Source organism: Streptomyces natalensis ATCC 27448, from assembly GCF_000935125.1.
Lineage (GTDB): Bacteria > Actinomycetota > Actinomycetes > Streptomycetales > Streptomycetaceae > Streptomyces > Streptomyces natalensis.
Genome location: NZ_JRKI01000034.1, coordinates 556,131 through 574,695, shown reverse-complemented (window position 1 = coordinate 574,695; position 18,565 = coordinate 556,131). Strand labels below are relative to the sequence as shown.

At 72.1% G+C, this 18,565-nt stretch carries 16 protein-coding genes; 7 read left to right on the top strand and 9 right to left on the bottom strand.

The features are described from left to right. Positions 1–21 precede the first annotated feature (21 nt). Positions 22–960, bottom strand: a complete 939-nt coding sequence (locus tag SNA_RS27185; protein ID WP_078970224.1) for a class I SAM-dependent methyltransferase — start codon at positions 958–960, stop codon at positions 22–24. 192 nt (positions 961–1,152) lie between these two features. On the opposite strand from SNA_RS27185, the gene SNA_RS27180 reads away from it, so the two are divergent. After that, complete coding sequence (locus SNA_RS27180; RefSeq protein ID WP_044367104.1) at positions 1,153–2,217, top strand: aldo/keto reductase; 1,065 nt, start codon at positions 1,153–1,155, stop codon at positions 2,215–2,217. Between the two features lie 16 nt (positions 2,218–2,233). On the opposite strand, the gene SNA_RS27175 is transcribed toward SNA_RS27180, so the two are convergent. Continuing rightward, positions 2,234–3,628, bottom strand: a complete 1,395-nt coding sequence (locus tag SNA_RS27175) for an 8-oxoguanine deaminase (protein WP_044367103.1) — start codon at positions 3,626–3,628, stop codon at positions 2,234–2,236. Positions 3,629–3,846: 218 nt separating this feature from the next. After that, positions 3,847–4,680 carry an alpha/beta fold hydrolase gene (locus SNA_RS27170; protein WP_037788392.1) on the bottom strand — a complete coding sequence of 278 codons (834 nt, stop codon included), beginning with the start codon at positions 4,678–4,680 and terminating at the stop codon, positions 3,847–3,849. A 140-nt stretch (positions 4,681–4,820) separates the two neighbouring features. On the opposite strand from SNA_RS27170, the gene SNA_RS27165 reads away from it, so the two are divergent. Beyond that, a complete protein-coding gene (locus SNA_RS27165; RefSeq protein ID WP_044367101.1) occupies positions 4,821–6,149 on the top strand; it encodes an aminotransferase-like domain-containing protein in 1,329 nt (442 codons plus the stop codon). An 18-nt stretch (positions 6,150–6,167) separates the two neighbouring features. Here the strand turns inward: SNA_RS27165 and SNA_RS27160 are convergent, their stop codons facing one another. The 6 genes from SNA_RS27160 to SNA_RS27135 all read right to left on the bottom strand — a co-directional run bounded on the left by SNA_RS27160 (position 6,168) and on the right by SNA_RS27135 (position 13,781). Then, the gene (locus SNA_RS27160) at positions 6,168–6,665 is read right to left on the bottom strand and encodes a cupin domain-containing protein (protein WP_030063007.1); all 498 of its coding nucleotides are present in this window, start codon (positions 6,663–6,665) and stop codon (positions 6,168–6,170) included. Positions 6,666–6,736: 71 nt separating this feature from the next. Further along, positions 6,737–7,615, bottom strand: coding sequence for a carbohydrate ABC transporter permease (locus SNA_RS27155; protein WP_030063008.1), 879 nt, complete (start codon positions 7,613–7,615; stop codon positions 6,737–6,739). Further along, positions 7,612–9,018 carry an ABC transporter permease subunit gene (locus tag SNA_RS27150; protein ID WP_030063009.1) on the bottom strand — a complete coding sequence of 469 codons (1,407 nt, stop codon included), beginning with the start codon at positions 9,016–9,018 and terminating at the stop codon, positions 7,612–7,614. Before SNA_RS27150 ends, SNA_RS27155 begins: the two co-directional genes overlap by 4 nt. Before the next feature lie 12 nt (positions 9,019–9,030). Further along, positions 9,031–10,359 (bottom strand): ABC transporter substrate-binding protein, encoded by a 1,329-nt coding sequence (locus tag SNA_RS27145; protein ID WP_030063010.1) that lies wholly within the window; start codon positions 10,357–10,359, stop codon positions 9,031–9,033. Positions 10,360–10,522: 163 nt separating this feature from the next. Beyond that, complete coding sequence (locus SNA_RS27140) at positions 10,523–12,262, bottom strand: glycoside hydrolase family 13 protein (protein ID WP_030063011.1); 1,740 nt, start codon at positions 12,260–12,262, stop codon at positions 10,523–10,525. 235 nt (positions 12,263–12,497) lie between these two features. After that, positions 12,498–13,781, bottom strand: coding sequence for an ABC transporter substrate-binding protein (locus SNA_RS27135; RefSeq protein WP_044367100.1), 1,284 nt, complete (start codon positions 13,779–13,781; stop codon positions 12,498–12,500). Between the two features lie 266 nt (positions 13,782–14,047). Between SNA_RS27135 and SNA_RS27130 the strand changes: the two genes are divergently transcribed. The 5 genes from SNA_RS27130 (at position 14,048) to SNA_RS27110 (ending at position 18,514) form a co-directional block, all read left to right on the top strand. Continuing rightward, entirely contained in the window at positions 14,048–14,554 is a 507-nt protein-coding gene (locus SNA_RS27130; protein ID WP_030063014.1) for a PadR family transcriptional regulator, read from the top strand. Further along, the gene (locus SNA_RS27125) at positions 14,551–15,306 is read left to right on the top strand and encodes an ABC transporter ATP-binding protein (protein ID WP_030063015.1); all 756 of its coding nucleotides are present in this window, start codon (positions 14,551–14,553) and stop codon (positions 15,304–15,306) included. The genes SNA_RS27130 and SNA_RS27125 overlap by 4 nt, the downstream gene beginning before the upstream one ends. A 2-nt stretch (positions 15,307–15,308) precedes the next feature. Then, entirely contained in the window at positions 15,309–17,639 is a 2,331-nt protein-coding gene (locus SNA_RS27120; RefSeq protein WP_030063016.1) for an ABC transporter permease, read from the top strand. 129 nt (positions 17,640–17,768) lie between these two features. Continuing rightward, positions 17,769–18,188 carry a hypothetical protein gene (locus SNA_RS27115; RefSeq protein WP_051877023.1) on the top strand — a complete coding sequence of 140 codons (420 nt, stop codon included), beginning with the start codon at positions 17,769–17,771 and terminating at the stop codon, positions 18,186–18,188. Next, entirely contained in the window at positions 18,185–18,514 is a 330-nt protein-coding gene (locus SNA_RS27110) for a winged helix-turn-helix domain-containing protein (protein ID WP_030063018.1), read from the top strand. The genes SNA_RS27115 and SNA_RS27110 overlap by 4 nt, the downstream gene beginning before the upstream one ends. Positions 18,515–18,565: the final 51 nt, after the last annotated feature.

The window sequence follows — 18,565 nt, the reverse complement described above, 5'->3', positions numbered from 1 at the left end:
CTGGACGGCGGTTGCGGCGGCTTACGGCCCGCCGGGTGGGTCGGCGGGCGCCTCGGCGAACCGCAGCCGGGTGATCAGCGGACGGTTCTTGCGCAGCAGCGGTACGGCGGCGGTGTGCGGGGCGAGGAGGCCGAGGAGGCCGCGGCCGTAGGGGAGCGGGACGTCGGTGACCTCGGTGACGGACGGGTGGGCGGCGGGCAGCAGGCGGCGCTGGGCGGCGTCCATGCCCCAGGGCATCGGCGGCAGACGGTGGCCGCCCGGCCCCCGTACCCCGTCGCGGGAGCGGGCGCTGTAGCGGCGTGACACGGTGTCGAAGACCATCGTGCCCCCCGGAAAGGCCGCCGCGCACGCGCCGATCAGCCCATGGGCCTGGGCGGGTTGCAGATACATCAGCAGGCCCTGAGCGGTCACCAGCACCCCGCGCGAGGCGTCGATCCCCGCCATCCAGCGGTGCTCGCGGGCGTCGCAGGCGACCAGCCGCTGCCGCGCGCCGTGCGGCAGCAGGCGCCGGCGCAGCTCCAGCGGATCGCTCAGATCGACGGTGACCCAGTGCACCCGGCCGTTGTCCACCCGCCAGAACTGGGTCTCCAGCCCCTCCCCGAGGGCGATCACGGTGCCCTCCGGGTGCCGGGCCAGAAAGGCCCGCACCACCCCGTCGAACGCCAGCGCCCGCAGCGCGAGAACCTGCGCCGCCCCCGGCCGGGCCGGGCCCAGACGCTCCCGGAAGGGGAAGTCCGCCTCGGCCACCAGCCGCACCGCGCGGGGATCGGCCAGCACGGCATCCGGACGGGCGGCCTCGGCGGCCCGGTGATAGACGGTCCACAGCGCCGTCTCGGGAACACCCCGGAGGTCGACCGGGTTGCGGCCGGGCGCCGGCTGGTGAGGCGTGTCCTGGCGATGGACGCCGTACGGGTGACCCTCCTGCTGCTGCCCGCCCTGACGGCGCACGTCCTCGATCATGTGGCGTTCCTACCGGGGGACCGGCCCGCTGTCGGGAGCATCGCCGTGCCGGTCACCCAGAGGGGTGCAAAGTCGTACCGGGGGGTGGTAGGGCCGGAGCCTGTCGGCCGGGGTTTGCGTTGGAGTGTGCTCCAGCGCCTAGCGTCTGACGGGCGGTCGCTCGACCGCTCGGACCGACCCAGAGGAACCACCGTGCGCTACACACTGTTCGGTAAAACCGGCCTCCGCGTCAGCGAGTTGAGCCTGGGGACGATGACCTTCGGCGGGGACGAGGAAGGCGGCTGGGGTGCCGACAAGGACACCAGCGCCCGTCTCCTCGATGTCTATGCGGAAGCGGGCGGCAATTTCCTCGATACCGCCAACAACTACACCGGCGGCCGCTCGGAAACGATTCTCGGGGAGCTGCTGGGCGGCCGGCGGGAGCGTTTCGTCCTTGCCACCAAGTACACCTGCGCCACCCGCACGGGCGATGTGAACGCGGCCGGGAACCACCGTAAGAACCTTGTCCAGTCGGTGGAGGCGAGCCTGGACCGGCTGCGTACGGACCATGTCGACATCCTCTGGGTGCACGCCCGGGACGTCTTCACCCCGGTCGAGGAGACGATGCGGGCCCTGGACGATCTCGTACGCGCCGGAAAGGTGCTCTACCTCGGGGTTTCCGACTGGCCCGCCTGGGAGATCGCCCAGGCAAGTACGCTCGCCGAACTCCGCGGCTGGACCTCCTTCGCCGGGTCGCAGCTGCGCTACAACCTTCTGGAGCGCACCCCCGAGCGCGAACTCCTCCCGCAGGCACGGGCGTTCGACCAGGCGGTGCTGGTGTGGAGCCCGCTCGCCGGTGGCAAGCTCACCGGCAAGTACCGCAGGGGCGGAACGGGCCGTTTGACCGTCGACGGCGCCTACAGCGGCGGCAGCCACAACGAGGACGCGACGGTCACCGCCGTCCTGGAGATCGCCGAGGCGGGCGGCTGGAGCCCGGCCCAGGTCGCCCTGGCCTGGCTCCGCAGCCGCCCCGGCAACATCATCCCCATTGTCGGCGCCACCAAGGAGGCCCAGCTCGTCGACAACCTCGCCGCCGTGGACGTCGAGCTCGACGCCGACGCCCTGGCCCGGCTCGACGAGGTGAGCGCCGTACCGCTCGGCTTCCCGCACGACTTCCTGCGGGAGGAGGGGGTCCAGGAGAACGTGTACGGCGACCGGCGCGGCGCGATCGACGACCGGCGGTCGACGTACCGGCGGACGACGGAGGGGATCCGTTAGGACCCGGCCCCCGTCCTCACTTCAGCCGCTGGATGCGGCGGGCCACCCGCGCGTGGTCCCGCAGCTTCTCCGCCAGTTCGGGCAGCTGCGGTTCGCCGCGGTCCACCAGGACGCGTCCGCCGACGATGGTGGTCCAGGCGCGGGACGGCCCGCAGCGCAGCCAGGCTTCGACGGGGTCGGTGAACGAGCCGGCGAGGGCCACCTCGTGGGTGTTCCAGACGACGAGGTCGCCGCAGGCGCCGGGGCGCAGATGGCCGAGTTCGTCGTCGCGGCCCAGGCAGCGGGCGGAGCCCCGGGTCGCCATGTCGAGCGCGTCGCGGGCGGCCATCGCCCCGGGGCCGCCGCGGTAACGGGCGAGCAGCAGGGCGGCGCGGGCCTCCATCCACAGCGAGGCGTGGTCGGTGGAGGCGGAGCCGTCGCAGCCGATTCCCACCGGCATGCCGAGGGCGCGCATCTCCCGGACGGCCGCGGTGCCGCCGCCGATCAGCATGTTGGAGCTGGGACAGTGCGCCACCCCGACCCCCGCCGCGGCGAGCCGGGCGCGCTCGTCGTCGTGGGCGTAGATGCAGTGCGCGACCCACGTACGGTCGGTCATCCAGCCGACCGACTCGAAGTACTCGACGGGCCGGCAGCCGTGCGTCTCCTGGCAGAAGGCGTCCTCGTCCGGGTCCTCGGCGAGATGGGTGTGCAGCCGTACGTCGAGCCGTTCGGCCAGTTCCGCGGTCTGCACCATCAGCTCCTTGGTCACCGAGAACGGCGAACAGGGCGCCAGCGCGACGCGGATCAGCGCGCCGGGGGAGGGGTCGTGATAGGCCGTCACCACCCGTTCGCTGTCGGCGAGTACCTCGTCATCGGTCTGTGTGACGGAGCGGGGCGGCAGCCCGCCGTCCTCGACGGAGCGGGTCATGGAGCCGCGGGTGGCGTGGAAGCGGAAGCCGATCTCCTGGGCCGTGCGGATCCCGGCGTCGACCAGGCGGGGACGCGGATGGACGTAGAGGTGGTCCATCGAGGCCGTACAGCCGCCCATCAGCAGTTCGGCGATGCCGACGTAGGTGGAGAGATGGACGGCTTCGGCGTCGAGGCCGGACCACAGGGGGTAGAGCGTGGTCAGCCAGTCGAAGAGGGTGCCGTTGACCGCGGGGGCGAAGGAGCGGGTGAGGTTCTGGTAGAGGTGGTGATGGGTGTTGATCAGGCCGGGGGTGACCAGCCGCCCCGTCGCCGCGACCGTACGGGCCACGCTCGCCGGCTCGCTGCCGGGCCCGCCGACCGCGGCAACCCGGCCGTCGCGCAGGGCGATCCAGCCGCCCGGGATCTCGGTGGCGCCGTCGACGACCAGCAGCTGGGCGTCCTTGACGAGCAGATCGTAGTCGTGCGTGCGGGGGTGACTGGGGCTGCCGGCGGGCGTGCGCATGCGGAGGTCTCCCGTGATCGGTGTGCCGACGTGGCACAAGGACAGCAGCGAGTACGCGGTTGCCCTGTACCGGTGCCGAGCGCCGACCCCGGATCGTCACCACCCGCGGGCGCGGGCGGACGGGCGTTTCTGTGTGAGTGGTCTTGGATCGTGCGCCCGCTCGGCGTCCGCGTATGCGTTTCCCCGTGTATCGCTCATGATCCGGCTTCGCGTATCGCTCATGACCCGGTTTCGGCGGGAGAGGGGAGCGAGCCGAGGAATTCCCCGAGCGCCGCGTTGAATTCCGCGGGGCGTTCGAGATTGGGCAGATGCCCGGCCTGTGCGACGACCTTCAGCGTGGCGCCGGGTACGTGCTCCGCAATGACCCGGGCGTCGCTGACGGGGGTGAAGGCGTCCTCCTCGCCGACCACGACCAGCGTCGGCACCTCGATCTGCCGCAGCAGGCCGGTGTAATCGCGGCGTTCGGCGCGGCCGCGCAGCGCCGCGGCCGCGCCCTCGGGGGACGTGCCGCGCATCATGTCCAGGACGTGGCGCGCGACGGCCGGCTGGGCGTGGACGTTGGCGGGAGTGATCATCTTGGGCAGCACCTCCTGCGCATAGCCGGCCATCCCCTCGCGCAGCAGGCGCTCGGCCGTGGTGCGGCGCAGCGCCCTGCCCTCGTCCGTATCCGCCGCGGCGAAGGTGTCGGCGAGCAGCAACGCCCGTATGCGGTCCGGGAATTGGCGGTGGCACTCCATGACGATCTGCCCGCCCATGGACAGCCCGCCCAGCACGAAACGCCCGACTCCGAGGGTGTCCAGCAGGCCGATGATGTCCTGGGCGAAGGTTTCCAGACGGGTTTTCCCGGGGGCGGGCGGCGGGGTGTCGGTGCTGTCGCCGTAACCGCGGAGATCGGGGGCGATGACGCGCCAGCCGACCTGCCGGGCGTACGCGATCTGCGGGTTCCACATGGTGCGGTTGAACGGATGGCCGTGGATGAGGACGAGCGTTTTGCCGGTGTCCGAGTTCGTGTCCGTGCCCGCGCCCTCGTCCGTGTACCTGGTGATGGTCATCGCGTTTCCCCCTTCCGCGGCGACGGCCGCCGCCTTGACGCCTCGATGCTATAGAGGGCAATCTCTCGGTGCAATGAAAACAATGTGCTCGGTGCAATGTGGGGGTTGTGTGGCCCACGGGTGCCGGAGGGGGAGGGGCGATGGACGACTACCGGGTGATCGCCGATGAGCTGGCCGCCGAGATCGCCTCGGGTCAACTCCGGCCCGGCGACCGGCTGTTGCCGCTGCGGCGGTACGCCCGGCGGCGGGGGATCGCGAGTTCGACGGCGGCGCGGGTCTACCGCGAGCTCACCCGGCGTGGGCTGACGGTGGGGGAGGTCGGACGGGGGACCTTCGTACGGACCTCGGCGCCGGCGGCCGAGCCCGCGCTGGCCGAGCCGGGGGAGGCGCGGATCGATCTGGAGCTGAACTTCCCGGTGCTGCCCGGACAGCCGGACCGGCTCGCGGCGAGCCTCCAGCCGCTGCTGCGCGCCGATGCGCTGGGGCCGGCCCTGCGGCCGGTCGGCGCGGCGGGCACCGCGGGCGCACGGCGTGCTGCCGCCGCGCACCTCGCCCGCGCGGACTGGGCCCCGGACCCTGGGCAGTTGCTCTTCGCGGGCAACGGGCGGCAGGCCCTTGCCGCGGCCATCGCCACCCTCGTCCCGGCCGGTGAACGCCTAGGCGTCGAATCCCTCACCTACCCCGTGGTCAAGGGCATCGCCGCCCGCCTCGGCGTCACCCTCGTCCCGCTGGCGATGGACGCCCACGGCCTCGTCCCCGAAGCGATCGAGGACGCCCCGCCGCTGCGCGCCGTCTATCTCCAGCCCGCACTGCACAATCCGCTCGGCCTCACCATGCCCGGCACCCGCCGCGAGCGGCTGACCGAAATCCTGCGCCGGCACGATCTGTTCGCGATCGAGGACGCCATCTACGGCTTTCTGCGCAACGATCTGTGCCCGTTCGCCGCCCTGGCACCCGAGCGCACCGTCGTCATCGACAGCCTCTCCAAACGCCTCGCGCCCGGCCTGACCCTCGGGTTCCTCATGCCTCCGGAGGGTCGTACGGCGGACTTCGCGGCGGCCCTGCGGTCCGGGGCCTGGACGGCCACCGGCTTTGCGCTCGATGCGGCGACCCGCTGGATGGCCGACGGCACCGCCGCCGCCATCGAGGACGACAAACGCCACGACGCCGCCGCCCGCCAGCGCCTCGCCGCCGAACGCCTCGCCCCGCACCCCCTCCAGGCCGATCCGCACGCCTACCACCTTTGGTGGCAGCTCCCGGACCCCTGGCGGGCCGACACCTTCGTCGCCGCCGCGGCCCGTCGCGGTATCGCCGTCACCCCTTCGGGCGCCTTCGCCGTCGGCCGGGGCCACGCCCCCAACGCCGTACGCCTGGCCCTGGCCTCCCCGCCCCTGGAGACCCTGGCCGAGGCGCTGGGCGTACTGGCCGAACTGGCCCGGGGCACACCGGAGGACGCCGGGGCCGAGTAGCAGACACGCGGGCCGCGGTCAGTCCGTGTGTGGGCCGCCGCGGAACACGTACAGCTCGGGCAGGTTGACCACGACGGCCTCCTGGGTGCTGCGGGCGATCACCACGACGGCCTCCTCGTCGGGGCTCGGGTTCTCCTCGCGGTGCGGGACGTACGGCGGGACGAAGAGGTAGTCGCCGGGAGAGGTGCGCAGGCGGACTTCTTCGGGGGTGCCGCCGGAGTCGTCGAGGAAGACGAATTCGGGGTGTCCCTTGACGATATGGATCGCCGTTTCGGACGCGCCGTGGTGGTGGTCGGCGGACACGGTGCCCGGCGCGACATGGGTCTGCCCCATCCAGAGGCGCTCCGAGCCGACGGTCCTGCCGCTGATCGCGGCGAAGCGGCGCATTCCGCCGGTCTGGGCGGTGTCGGCGTCGAGCGCATCGGCGCGGATGTGGTGCAGCCGGGCGCGCAGCGGGAGGGCGTCGCCGGGCGAGGCGTCGGGAAGGTCGGGGTGGAAGGCGTCGTACGAGGTCATGGGGCCACGGTACGGAACGGGCGACCGTGCACCCGCTCCGTACCGTGGCCCCCGACGGGATCCGACGGCGGCTACTTCACCGATCCGGCCATGATCCCCTGGACGAACTGCCGCTGGAACACGAAGAACACGATCAGCGGCACGATCAGGGAGAGGAACGCGCCCGGCGCCAGCACCCCGATGTTGCTGCCGAACTGCCGCATCTGCGACTGCAACGCCACCGTCAGCGGCTGGGAGTCGTTGTCGGCGAAGAGCAGGGCGACCAGCATGTCGTTCCACACCCACAGGAACTGGAAGATGGCCAGGCTGGCGATGGCGGGCCGGCCCAGCGGCAGCACCAGCTGGGAGAAGATCCGCCATTCCCCGCCACCGTCCATCCGGGCCGCCTCCAGCATCTCCTTGGGGATCTCCGCGAAGAAGTTACGGAGGAGGAAGATGGCGAACGGGAGGCCGTAGGCGGTGTGGAAGAGGACCACGCCGGGGATCGAGCCGAACAGCCCGAGCGCGCCGAACATCTTGGCCACCGGCAGCAGTCCGATCTGCACCGGCACCACCAGCATCGCCACGACCAGCAGGAAGATCCAGTCGCGGCCGGGGAAGTCCAGCCAGGCGAAGGCGTATCCGGCGAGTGCGGCGATGACGACCACGGCGGCGGTGGTGGGCACCGAGATCAGTACGGTGTTCCAGAAGGCCTGGACGATGCCCGAATCCTTCAGCAGCGTCGTGTAGTTGTCGAACGACAGCTGGCCGGGCGCGGCCAGCGCCTGCCACCAGCCGCTGTTCGCGTTCGCCGTGTCCGTCCGCAGGGACGAGAGGAACAGCCCGGCGGCGGGGGTGAGCCAGACCAGGCCGATCAGCGCCAGGAGGACCTGGATCGCTCCGCGGCTGAGCCATTTCGCCGGTCGCGGCGGGCGCCGGCGGGGCGCGGCGGTTCGCTGCACGGTGGTCATGACTGGCTCCTGCGGAAACGTCGGATGTTGAGGGCCATGGCCGGGACCACCAGGAGCAGCAGCAGGACGCCGAGGGCGCTGCCGAGGCCCTGGTTGTTGCCGCCGCCGAAGGAGACCAGCCACATTTGCAGGGCCAGCACATTGGCGTCCTGCTGCACGGGGCCGGGGGCGATGATGTAGACGAGGTCGAAGACCTTCATCACGTTGATCACCATGGTCACGAACACCACGCCCAGGGTGGGCGCGAGCAGCGGCACGGTGATCCGGCGGAAGACCTGCCATTCGCCGGCGCCGTCCATCCGGGCCGCCTCCAGGACGTCCCGCGGCATCGCGGACAGTCCCGCGCCGATCAGGACGAGCGAGAAGCCGGTCCAGATCCAGGTGTACGCGCCGATGATGGCGGGGGTGATCAGCGCCGGGCCGAGCCAGGAGACGCCCTGGTAGGGCGGGGCGAAGTCCTCGGCGGGCAGGCGGACCGTATACGCACCGGACTTCAGGCCGGTCAGGCGGTAGGCGCCGTCGGGGCCGGTCGTGGCGCGGGCCGCCACCTTGCCGTGCGGGTCGACGGCCTCGACGGCGAGCCGGGGCAGGCCGCGCTCGGTGCGGTCCACGACGCCGGGCTTGCCGCCGCCACCGGGGGTGAAGTCCAGGAAGGCCACACCGCGCAGTTCGCCGTGCCCGGCCGGGGCCTTGGCGGCCCGTGCGGCGGGCACGGCCTGCTTGGGCATCTCTGCGGGGGCGACGCCCACCAGGCCGAGGTTCACGGTCGAGCCCGGTCCCGTACTGCGGGTGGTGGTGTACGAGCCGTCCTTGGCCTTCACCAACTGCGTGTCGCCGATGCGGGTCTTGGCGCTGGGGAAGGAGGCGGTGGCCTCGCTCCGGAAGGTGTCATGGATGCCGACGGTGACGGCGTTGAGGACGCCGCGCTGCGGGTCCTGCTCGTAGGCGAGGCGGAAGATGATCCCGGCGGCGAGGAAGGAGATCGCCATCGGCATGAACATCAGCAGCCTGAACGCCGTCTTCCAGCGGATCTTCTCGGTCAGGACGGCCAGCACCAGACCGAGTCCGGTCAGCAGCGCGGGCGCGAAGACGACCCAGATCGCGCTGTTGCGGATGGCCCGCAGGGTGGCCGGGTCCTGGAACATCTGCGAGTAGTTGTCGACGCCGACGAAGCGATTGCCGGAGGCGTCGTACAGGCTGCGGATCACGGAGAAGACGATGGGATACGCGACCAGCGCACCCAGCAGCAACAGCGCGGGCAGCAGGAAGACGGCGGCGATCTGCCGGCGGCGGCGCACCGCGCGCCGCCGGGGGGCGCCGGCCCCGCCGGACGGGGCGTCCGGCGGGCCGGGCCGGGTGCCGACCGGCGGGGCGGTCGGCACCTCGGAGGTGGTGACAGGCATGTCAGGAATTCCTTAGTTGCGGTACGCCTTGGCCGCGGCGGCCTCGAGCTTGGCGGCCGTGGCCTTGGGGTCCGAGGGGTCGCGCAGGAAGTCCTGGAGCAGCTTCCATTCGCCTGCGCCCTGGGTGCCGCCGAAGGCCGCGGGCGCCTGGTCGGACATGTCGAAGCGGACGGAGTTCCCGGCGTCCGTCAGCGACTTGGCCGCCTGGCGGGTGACCTCGTCCTGGTAGTCGGAGGCGGGGACCTTCGCGTTGGGGGAGATGAAGCCGCCCTGCTTGGCCCAGATTCCGGCCGCCTCCGGGGAGGCCAGATACTTCACCAGCTCCATCGCGGCCTTCTTGTTCTGCCCGGCCTTGAGGACCACGGCGGCGTCACCGCCGCTGACGACCGGGGCCTTCCCGTCGTCGACCGACGGGAAGGGGAAGAACTTGGCGTCCTTGCCGACCTGCTTGTTGAGCTCGTCCTTGACCAGCGCGCCGACGAAATCGCCTTCGTGGGTCATGGCCGCCCCCGGCTGCGGACCGAAGACCTGCTGGACGGACTCGGGGAAGTCGGTGCGCAGCGCGCCCGCACCGCCGCCGGCGACCAGGTTCTTGTCGCCGAAGAGCTTGCCGAGGGTGGTCAGCGCCTTGACGACGCTGGGATCCGTCCACGGGATCTTGTGCGCGGCGAGCTTGTCGTACTTGTCCGCCCCGGCCTGCGAGAGATAGATGTTCTCGAACCAGTCGGTGAGCGGCCAGCCCGCCTCACCCGCGACCGAGAAGGCCGGTACGCCCGAATCGGACAGTGTGCGGCCGGACTTGAGCATCTCGTCGTACGTCGTCGCGGGCTTGACCCCCGCCTGCGAGAACGCCTGGGGGCTGTACCAGACCATCGACTTGTGGCTGGCCTTGAAGTACAGGCCGTAGTACTTCTTGCCGACGGTGCCGTAGTCCTTCCACACCTTGGCGTAGTTCTTGGTGGCCGCGGCGTCGACGTCCTTGGAGAGGGGCTCCAGCCAGCCCTTCTTCGCGAACTGCTGGAGCACGCCGACCTGGGGGACCATCACCACATCGGGCGCGTTGCCGCCCTCGATCTGGCTGCCGACGACGGTGGAGACGTTGTCGCCGGTGGAGGAGAAGGAGACCTTGGCGCCGGTCTTCTCGGTGAAGGCGTCCAGCACCTGCTTGAAGTTCTTCTGCTCGACGCCGGTCCACACCCCGGCCACGGTCAGGCTCTGGCCGCTGAGCGCCTTGTCCCCGCCACCGGGGGAGGCATTGCCGCCGCAGGCGGTCGCGGTGAGCGCCAGGCCGAGCACGGCGGCGCCGGAGAGGGCGGTACGGGCGGTGCGGGCGGTACGCATGGAACGAGCCGGGGTGTGTCTCATCGTGGTGTTCCCATCGAATCGGAGCGGTCGGATCGAAGCTGTCGGTGCGGAGCGATCTGTGGGTGCGTTCTGTGCGGAGCGATCTGTGCGGTGCGGTGCGGAGCGGTCGTGCGGTCGAACGGCCCGGAGTGCCGGGTGGTCAGGGGTGGTGCTGCTGCGACTCGGGGGTGTGCATCCACCAGGCCGCGGTGGAGCCGGGCAGCGTCCCGGTGGGGCAGTCGCCGCTGGCCAGCAGGGGGGTGCCGGGTACGGGGGCGGGCACCGCATCGGTACCGAAGTTGACGGCGCACACCAGGCCGTCGCCGCGGACGAAGGCCAGCACCCGCGGCGGGGTCTCCAGCCAGCGCAGGGTGCCCTCGCCGAGCTGCGGGAGCGTGCGGCGCAGCTGGAGCGCCTCGCGGTACAGATGCCAGAACGATCCGGTGTCGGCCAGGGCCCGGTCCGCGGTGTGCGCGGCGAACGACGCCGGCTGCGGCAGCCACGTCCCCCGGCCCGCCTCCTCCGCCGTGTCCGGCCGCGTGCTGAAGCCGAACGGGGCGGCCGTACCGGACCACGGCAGCGGCACCCGGCATCCGTCGCGGATGTGCTGACGGCTGCCCGTACGGTGGAAGATCGGGTCGGTGAGGACGTCGTCCGGCAGATCGTCGACCTCCGGCAGGCCCAACTCCTCGCCCTGGTAGACGTAGGCGGCCCCGGGCAGCGCCAGCATCAGCAGCGCCGCCGCGCGGGCCCGCGCCGGGCCCACCCCGCCGTCCGTGCCGCCCGGCCCGGTCGCGTACCGGGTGACGGTGCGGACCTGGTCGTGGTTGTTGAGCACCCAGGTGACGGTGGAGCCGGTGCTCGCGATGTCGGTGAGCGCCTCGGAGATCACCGTGCGGAAGACCTCGATGTCCCAGGGCGCGGTCAGCAGATGGAAGAAGAACGCCTGGTGCAGCTCGTCTGCCCGGACGTAGGCGGCCTGTTCGCCGGGCGTACGGACCGAGACCTCGCCGACCAGCAGCCGGTCGCGGCCGTCGCGGGCGGTGTACTCCTCGCACAGCGCCCGCCATTCGCGCCAGATGCCGTGGACCTCGGGCTGGTTCCAGGCCAGCGGGTTGACCGAGTCGCGGGTGCGCTCATCGGCCGAGGGGTCGGGGGAGTCGGGCAGTTCGGGGTGCTTGAACAGGCCCGCGGCCACATCGATCCGGAAGCCGTCGACGCCGCGGTCCAGCCAGAAGCGCAGCACCTTCTCGAAGTCCGCGGCGACCTCGGGATTGCGCCAGTTCAGATCGGGCTGCTCGGGCGTGAACATGTGGAGGTACCACTGGCCCGGCCGCCCTTCCGCGTCCGTGACCCGGGACCAGGCGGGCCCGCCGAACATCGCCCGCCAGTTGTTGGGCGGCAGTTCGCCGTTCTCGCCGCGCCCGTCGGCGAAGTGGAAGAGCGCGCGGGACGGTCCGTCCGGGCCCTCGTCCAGGGCGGCGCGGAACCACGGGTGCTCGCTGGAGCAGTGGTTGGGCACGATGTCGAGCAGCACCCTCAGGCCCAGCCGGTGGGCGTCGGCCACCAGGAGGTCGAAGGCGGCGAGATCGCCGTAGGCGGCGTCGACGTCGCGGTAGTCGGCGACGTCGTAGCCGTGGTCGTGCTGCGGGGAGGGGAAGAACGGGCTGAGCCAGATCCCGTCCACGCCGAGCTTCTTGAGGTACGGCAGTCCGCTGCGGACGCCGGCCAGATCGCCGATGCCGTCACCGGTGGTGTCGCGGAAGCTGCGGACGTACACCTGGTAGATGACCGCGTCCCGCCACCAGCGCCGCGCGGTGTCCGAAGCGGTGTGCGGGGCCAGCGAGGGAGAGGGGGTGAGTCCGGCCGAGGGGCCGTTCCCTGCCGAGGTGGTGAGCATCTGCCGTGGTTCCGTTCTTACCTGGGCATGCCGAATCGGCCTGCACATCGCCGGTCAGTGGGGAGCGTGGGGGGAGCACGGGGGGCCGTGAGTGCATGCATGTTAAGTAGAGATGTCATTTGTGTGTCAACGAAACTGACGAAAATGGCAGGGAGATGCCCGGGTTTGGCCGGTTATGTAGAGCCCTCGGAATACTTAACAAGTAACTAAAGGGCGAAGATGATCACGCGGACGGTCAGCCGCGGCCGACGATCGCCGTCAGCTCCCGGCGCAGCCGCGCCACCGTCGCACCGGTGCTCCGGCCGTGCTCCATCGCGTCATGCATGACCGCCTGCACGGCCAGGCTGACCTGGTCGTAGCGGGGGCTCTTGAGCCGCGGCCGGGCCGCCAGCACACTGCGTTCGAGCGTCGGCAGATACGGGAAACGCCGCACCAGCCCCGGCTCCTCGTACAGCTCCGCCCACACGGGAGGCAGCGCCCCCTCGGTGAGCCCCCGCCGCTGCACCGGCTCGGACGTCAGATACGCGATCAGATCGGCGGCCGACTTCTGGTGGCGCGAATGACTGCTGACCGCCAGGTTGGAGCCGCCCAGCACGCTGGAGCCGGGGCCGTCGGGGCCCGGCAGCGGCACCGCGCCGACCTTTCCGGCGACCTTGCCCCCCGCATGCGGCGCCCCCGGGTGGGCCAGTGCGTACGCATACGGCCAGTTCCGCAGGAACAGCAGCTTGCCGTCCTGGAAGGCCCGCCGGGACTCCTCCTCCTTGAACGTCAGCGCCCGCCGCGGGATCCACCCCTCGCGCACCCCGTCCAGCAGGAAGGACAGCCCCCGGCGCGCCGCCGTGGAGTCCACCGTCACCCGTGCGCCCTCGCCCGCCAGCACTGTGCCGCCCGCCGACTGCACCGCCTCGGTGACATTGGCGGTCAGCCCCTCGTACGGCAGGAACTGGCCGGCGTAACCGTCCAGCCCGTACTTCGGTGCGACCGTTTTCGCCAGGTGCGCCAGCTCGCCCCAGGTGTGCGGCGGCCGGGCGCCCTCCCGGGCGAGGATGTCCTTGCGGTAGTAGAGCAATCCGGCATTTGTGACATACGGCACGGCGTACAGCCGGCCCCGGAAGGTGGCGGTGTCCACCACCGGGGGCAGGAAGTGGCCCAGCGGGAACCGCCGCCCGTCCACCGGGGTGATCCAGCCCGCGGCCGCGAACTCCGACGTCCACGCCACATCGATGTTCAGTACATCGAAGCGGTCGCTGCCCGAGCGCAGTTCGCTGGCCATCTGGGCGCGCACCTCGTCGGCGGCGTCCGGCAGCTCGACCAGGGTGACCTTCTCGCGCGGATGCCGGGCGTTCCAGCCGCCCAGGACCCCGCGCAGATAGCCGGTCAGGTCACCGCCGGTGACCAGGGTCATCGGGCCGCGGCCGTCCGTATCGCCGCGCACGCCGCCGGGCTGGGCACCGGCGATCGCCGCCAGCAGCAGCGAGCACACGAGCAGAGCCCGGGCCGCGGCATGCTTCCACCGCATGGGCTCCTCCTAGGGCCTGTCCTCGCGCCGGTGCCGACGGGGTCACGGTCCCGAGGGCAGGCCCCCTGTATACCTGTTAGGCATGCGGGGATACTAGGTCCCGCAGGTAGAGCCGGTGCCCCGCACGAAGAGTGCAGCGCTGTCCGGCTCCGCGGCACCACTGGAATCCAGGACCACGGGAATCCACGACGACGATCCGGCACCGGCCGGACGCGTACAGCCGGCCGAGAGGTACGGACCGACAACCACGGGCGGGGAGGGAAGGCGTGCGGCTGCCACTCCTCGCGCTCTTGGTCGGCGGACCCGCTCACGGCTACGAACTCAAACAGGCCCTTGAGAACCTCCTGGGCGCGGCATACCCTCAGCCGAACGTCGGCCAGATCTACGTCACCCTCGGCAGGCTGGAGAAAGCGGGCCTGATCCAGGGGGAGGACGTCGAGCAGTCGGACCGGCCGAACAAGCGCATCTACCGGATCACCGCGGCGGGACGCGAGACGGTGGACGCGTGGTTCGAGCAGTCCACCGCCGAGCCGCGGGTGCGGGACGAGTTCTTCATGAAGCTCGCCCTGGCCCCGTACACCGGGACCGCCGACCCGATCGCCCTGATCAACAAACAGCGCCGCCAATACCTCAAGACCATGCGCGACCTGTCGAAACTCGCCGCGGCCGAGGACCGCGGCAACAAGGTGGCGCAGCTGTTGATCGAGGGCGCGATGCTGCATCTTCAGGCGGATCTGGACTGGCTGGAACGCTGCCAAGAGGAGTGGGAATGAACCGCGACGAGCCGCGTGGCTCGATAGTGCGGGCCACCGGCCTGGTCAAGACCCACCGGCCGGAGGGCGCCGCCCCCGTACACGCCGTACGGGGCGTCGACCTGTCCGTCGAACGCGGCGAATTCGTCGCCGTCACCGGGCCCTCCGGAGCCGGCAAATCCACCCTCCTGCATCTACTGGCCGGGCTCGTACGGCCCGACAGCGGCACCATCGAGCTCGACGGCCGCCGGATCGACACGCTCAGCGAGGCGCGCCGGGCGATGCTGCGCCGCCGCCACATCGGCGTCGTCTTCCAGTTCTTCAACCTGGTCTCCAACCTCACCGTCGCCGACAACGTCGAACTCCCCGCGCTGCTGGCCGGCCGCTCCCCCAAGCAGGCGCGCGCCGACCGCACCGAACTGCTGGAGGAGCTGGGCCTGGCGGCCAAGGAGAAGCGCACCCCCGGCGAGCTCTCCGGCGGCGAACAACAGCGCGTCGCGCTGGCCCGCGCCCTGGTCAACGCCCCCAGCCTGCTGCTCGCCGACGAACCCGCGGGCAGCCTGGACAGCAAGGGCACCCGGGAGGTGCTCCGGCTGCTCGGCCGCTTCCACCAAAGGGGCCAGACCATCCTCCTGGTCACCCATGACGCCCGGATGGCCGGTGCCGCTGACCGGGTGATCAGCTTCTTCGACGGCCAGGTGGCCGACGACGTCCACCTGGACGGCGGCCGCCCCGGGGCCGATGTGACCGACGTCCTCAGACTGAAGGGCTGACGGTGCGCGCGGCGTCCCGCTGGGCGCGGGCCCACCTCAGAGCGCATCGCGCCGAGGCCGTCCTCATCGTGCTGGCGACCGCCGGGATCACGGTCTCCCTGCTGCTCGCCACGTCGCTGTTCGCCTACGCGACCGACCCCTGGCAGCGGGTCTTCACCCGCTCCACCGGCGCCCACGTCTGGATCCACACCCAGGCCGGCGCCCCCGCCGCCTCCCTGGCCGGCCTGGACGAGGTACGGGCCGCCTCCGGGCCCTTCCCCACGGTGCGCACCACGGCAAGCCTCCGGCTCGGCGGCGCCAAGGCGACGCTGGAGCTGCGCGGCGCCCCGCGACGCCCCGGCGTCGCCGCACCACAGGTGGTCGCGGGGCGCTGGCTGGACCCGGCGCGGGATGCGGGCGGCGTCTCTCACCGGGGTGGACGCCCCGGCATCGTCCTGGACAGCGCGGTGGCCCGTGCCATGTGGGCCAAACCGGGCGACTCCCTCGCGCTCGGCGGTTTCGCCGCGCCGCTGCGGGTGGTGGGCGTCGCCGACACCGCCGAGGCGGGCTTCCCTGCGGGCGAGACGCCGGGCGTGGCCTGGGTGCTGCCCGGGACGCTCGCCGCCTCCCACGCGGGCCCCGAGCTGCGCGGCCGGACCATCGGGCTGCGCCTCGCCGACCCCGAGGACACCGACTACGTCGTCCAGCGGGCGGTCACCCGGCTCGGTGCCGACCAGATCACCGATGTCTCCACCTGGCGGCAGGCCAAGGCCGAGGCCGCGGGCGACAACCAGCTCCTGGGACGGCTGCTCGGCCTGTTCGGACTGGGCGCGCTGTGTGCCACGGCCCTGGCGGTGGGCGGCGCCATCAGCACCCGCGTCCACGGGCACCTCAGGGATATCTCCGTCCTCAAGGCCGTCGGCTGCACCCCCGGCCAGGTGGTCCGCATGTTCCTCGCCGTGCACCTGGGCTTCGCCCTGCTCGGCGGCGCGCTCGGGGCACTGCTCACCCAGCTCCTCGGCCCGCTCGCCCCCGGCCGCATCGGGGAGGCGCTGGCCCTGTGGCAGGGCCTGCCCGAACACACCTGGCTGTCCGCCGCCCTCCCCGCCGGCGTGGTGGTCTTCATCGGCTCGGCGACCTGGCTGGCCGCCTGGCGGGCCGGGCGGGTGCCCCCGGTGCCGGCCGGCCACGCCGCGGTGACCTCCGGCCACCGGAGCTCCGGTTCGACCCGCCGCGCGCTCGGCCTGCGCGTCCCGCCGGCCCTGGTGCTCGGCTGGCGCGCCGCCTTCCACCGCCCGCTGCGCGCCTCGGCGGCCGTGGCCCGGCTGGCCGTCCCCCTCCTCCTCATCACCATCGCCCTCGGCGCCTGGTCCACCCTGGACCGCTTCACCGCCCACCCCGCGAGCGTCGGCCTGCCCGCCGCCCTCACCGCCCGCTCCGACACCCTCGGCGACCAGCAACTGCGCAGCCTCCTCGCGGCGCAGCCCCGGGTGACCGCCTACCCGGGCGCCGAGGTCGAGGCCCTCGTACCGGGCCAGACCGGCACCATCACGCTGCGCGGCCTGGGAACCGGCGCGCACCCCTACCCGTTCACCGTCGGGGAGGGCCGCGCCGCCCACGGCCCCGACGAGGCGGTCGCCGGCCAGGGACTGCTCGACCTCCTCGACGCCCAGGTCGGCGACTGGGTACGCATGACCGTCGCCGGACAGCCGCACGTCCTGCACATCGTCGGCCGCAGCATCGAACCGTCCGACAGCGGCCGGGTCATCTCCACCGGCCTGGACACCCTGCGCGACGGCGCCCCCCGCCTGCACCCCGACTTCTACAACCTCGTCCTGCACCGCGGCGCCGACCCCGCCGCGGTCCGCGACGCCCTGACCAACGCATCCGCCGGCCGCGTCGAGGTCCGGGAAATCCCCAACCCCGCCGACCAGCTCTCGATCGTCCGCGCCGTCATCATCGGCCTGATCGCCGTCCTCGTCCTGATCGGCCTGGCCGAACTGTCGGCCACCGTCGCCGCCGCTGTACGCGATCGCGGCCGCGACCTCCTCGCCCTACGGGCCGTCGGCCTGACCCCCCGCCAGATAGCCGCCGTCATCGTCGCCGCCACGGTCTTCATCACCCTGACCGCCGCCCTCCCCGGCACCGCCCTCGGCGCCTGCGCCGCCGAATGGCTCATCAACCTCCAGGGCCACACCAGCGGCTGGGGCACCGGCATCGCCCAACGCCCCGCCATGAGCACCCTGCTCCTGATCAACACCATCGCGGTACTGGCCGCCGCCACCGTCTCCCTGCCCCCGGCGGTCCGCGCGGTGCGCCGCAAGCTGGTGGATTCGGCTGACGGGTTCTTCTGAGCACGGGTTCCGGGTCGGGGCGCCGAAGTCCCCTCCCGCCCTCGCTTCCCTTGCCTTCCCGCTTACTTGCCAACTCGACAAGTACTTGCCATTCTGGAAACAGTTGACCGGCAGGTGCAAGGGGGAGTCATGAGCGAAATCGCCGATGCCAGGCAGACCTTGGGGCGGGCGGCCGACGTGGAACAGCAGGTGCGGGCGCGAAGCGGCTGGTACGCGCGCTATTTGTGGGTGTTCGCCGCCTGGCAACTGGTCCTCGTCCCGGCAGGTCTTCTGCTGCACGGCCGCAACGCGACGATCGCCGTCTCGCTGACCAACGTGCTCATGGTGATGGGGCTGAGCGCGTATGTCGCGCGGCAGCGCGTGGTGCGCCGTGGCTTCGGCGTCAAGCACGGCATCGTGATGGCGTCCTGGGGCGTCGTCTACGGCCTGGCGCTCGCGCTGGGGAACACGGCCTTCACCGACAGCCCGGCCTTCGCGGCCGTGGCCGCCGCGGCGTGCGCGCTGCCGCTCGTCACGGGTGCCTGGCTGGAGCGGAGGCAGGTGGCGTGACCGGCGAGCGGAACTCCGACGGGCCGCAGGCGGGGAACCATCCCCGGCACGACCTCGCGCCCCTGCTCAACGCGCCCGTGCGCCTGTCGGTGGCGGCGGCCCTGGCGCCGGTGGACAAGGCCGAGTTCGGCTTCGTGCGCGATCTGGTCGAGGTCACCGACTCGGCCCTCTCCAAGCAGGTGTCGCTGCTGGAGGAGGCGGGCTGGGTGCACGTCGAAAAGGGCCGGGTCGGACGGCGCCCGCGTACCTGGCTCTCGCTGACCTGTGAAGGACGGGCCGTCTACGAGCGCCATCTGGCGGCACTCCGGGCCATCGCTGCGGGGTAGGAGCCGTCGGCCGGTTGCGGGCACGCGGTCGGCGCCACCCCGGGCGGGCAT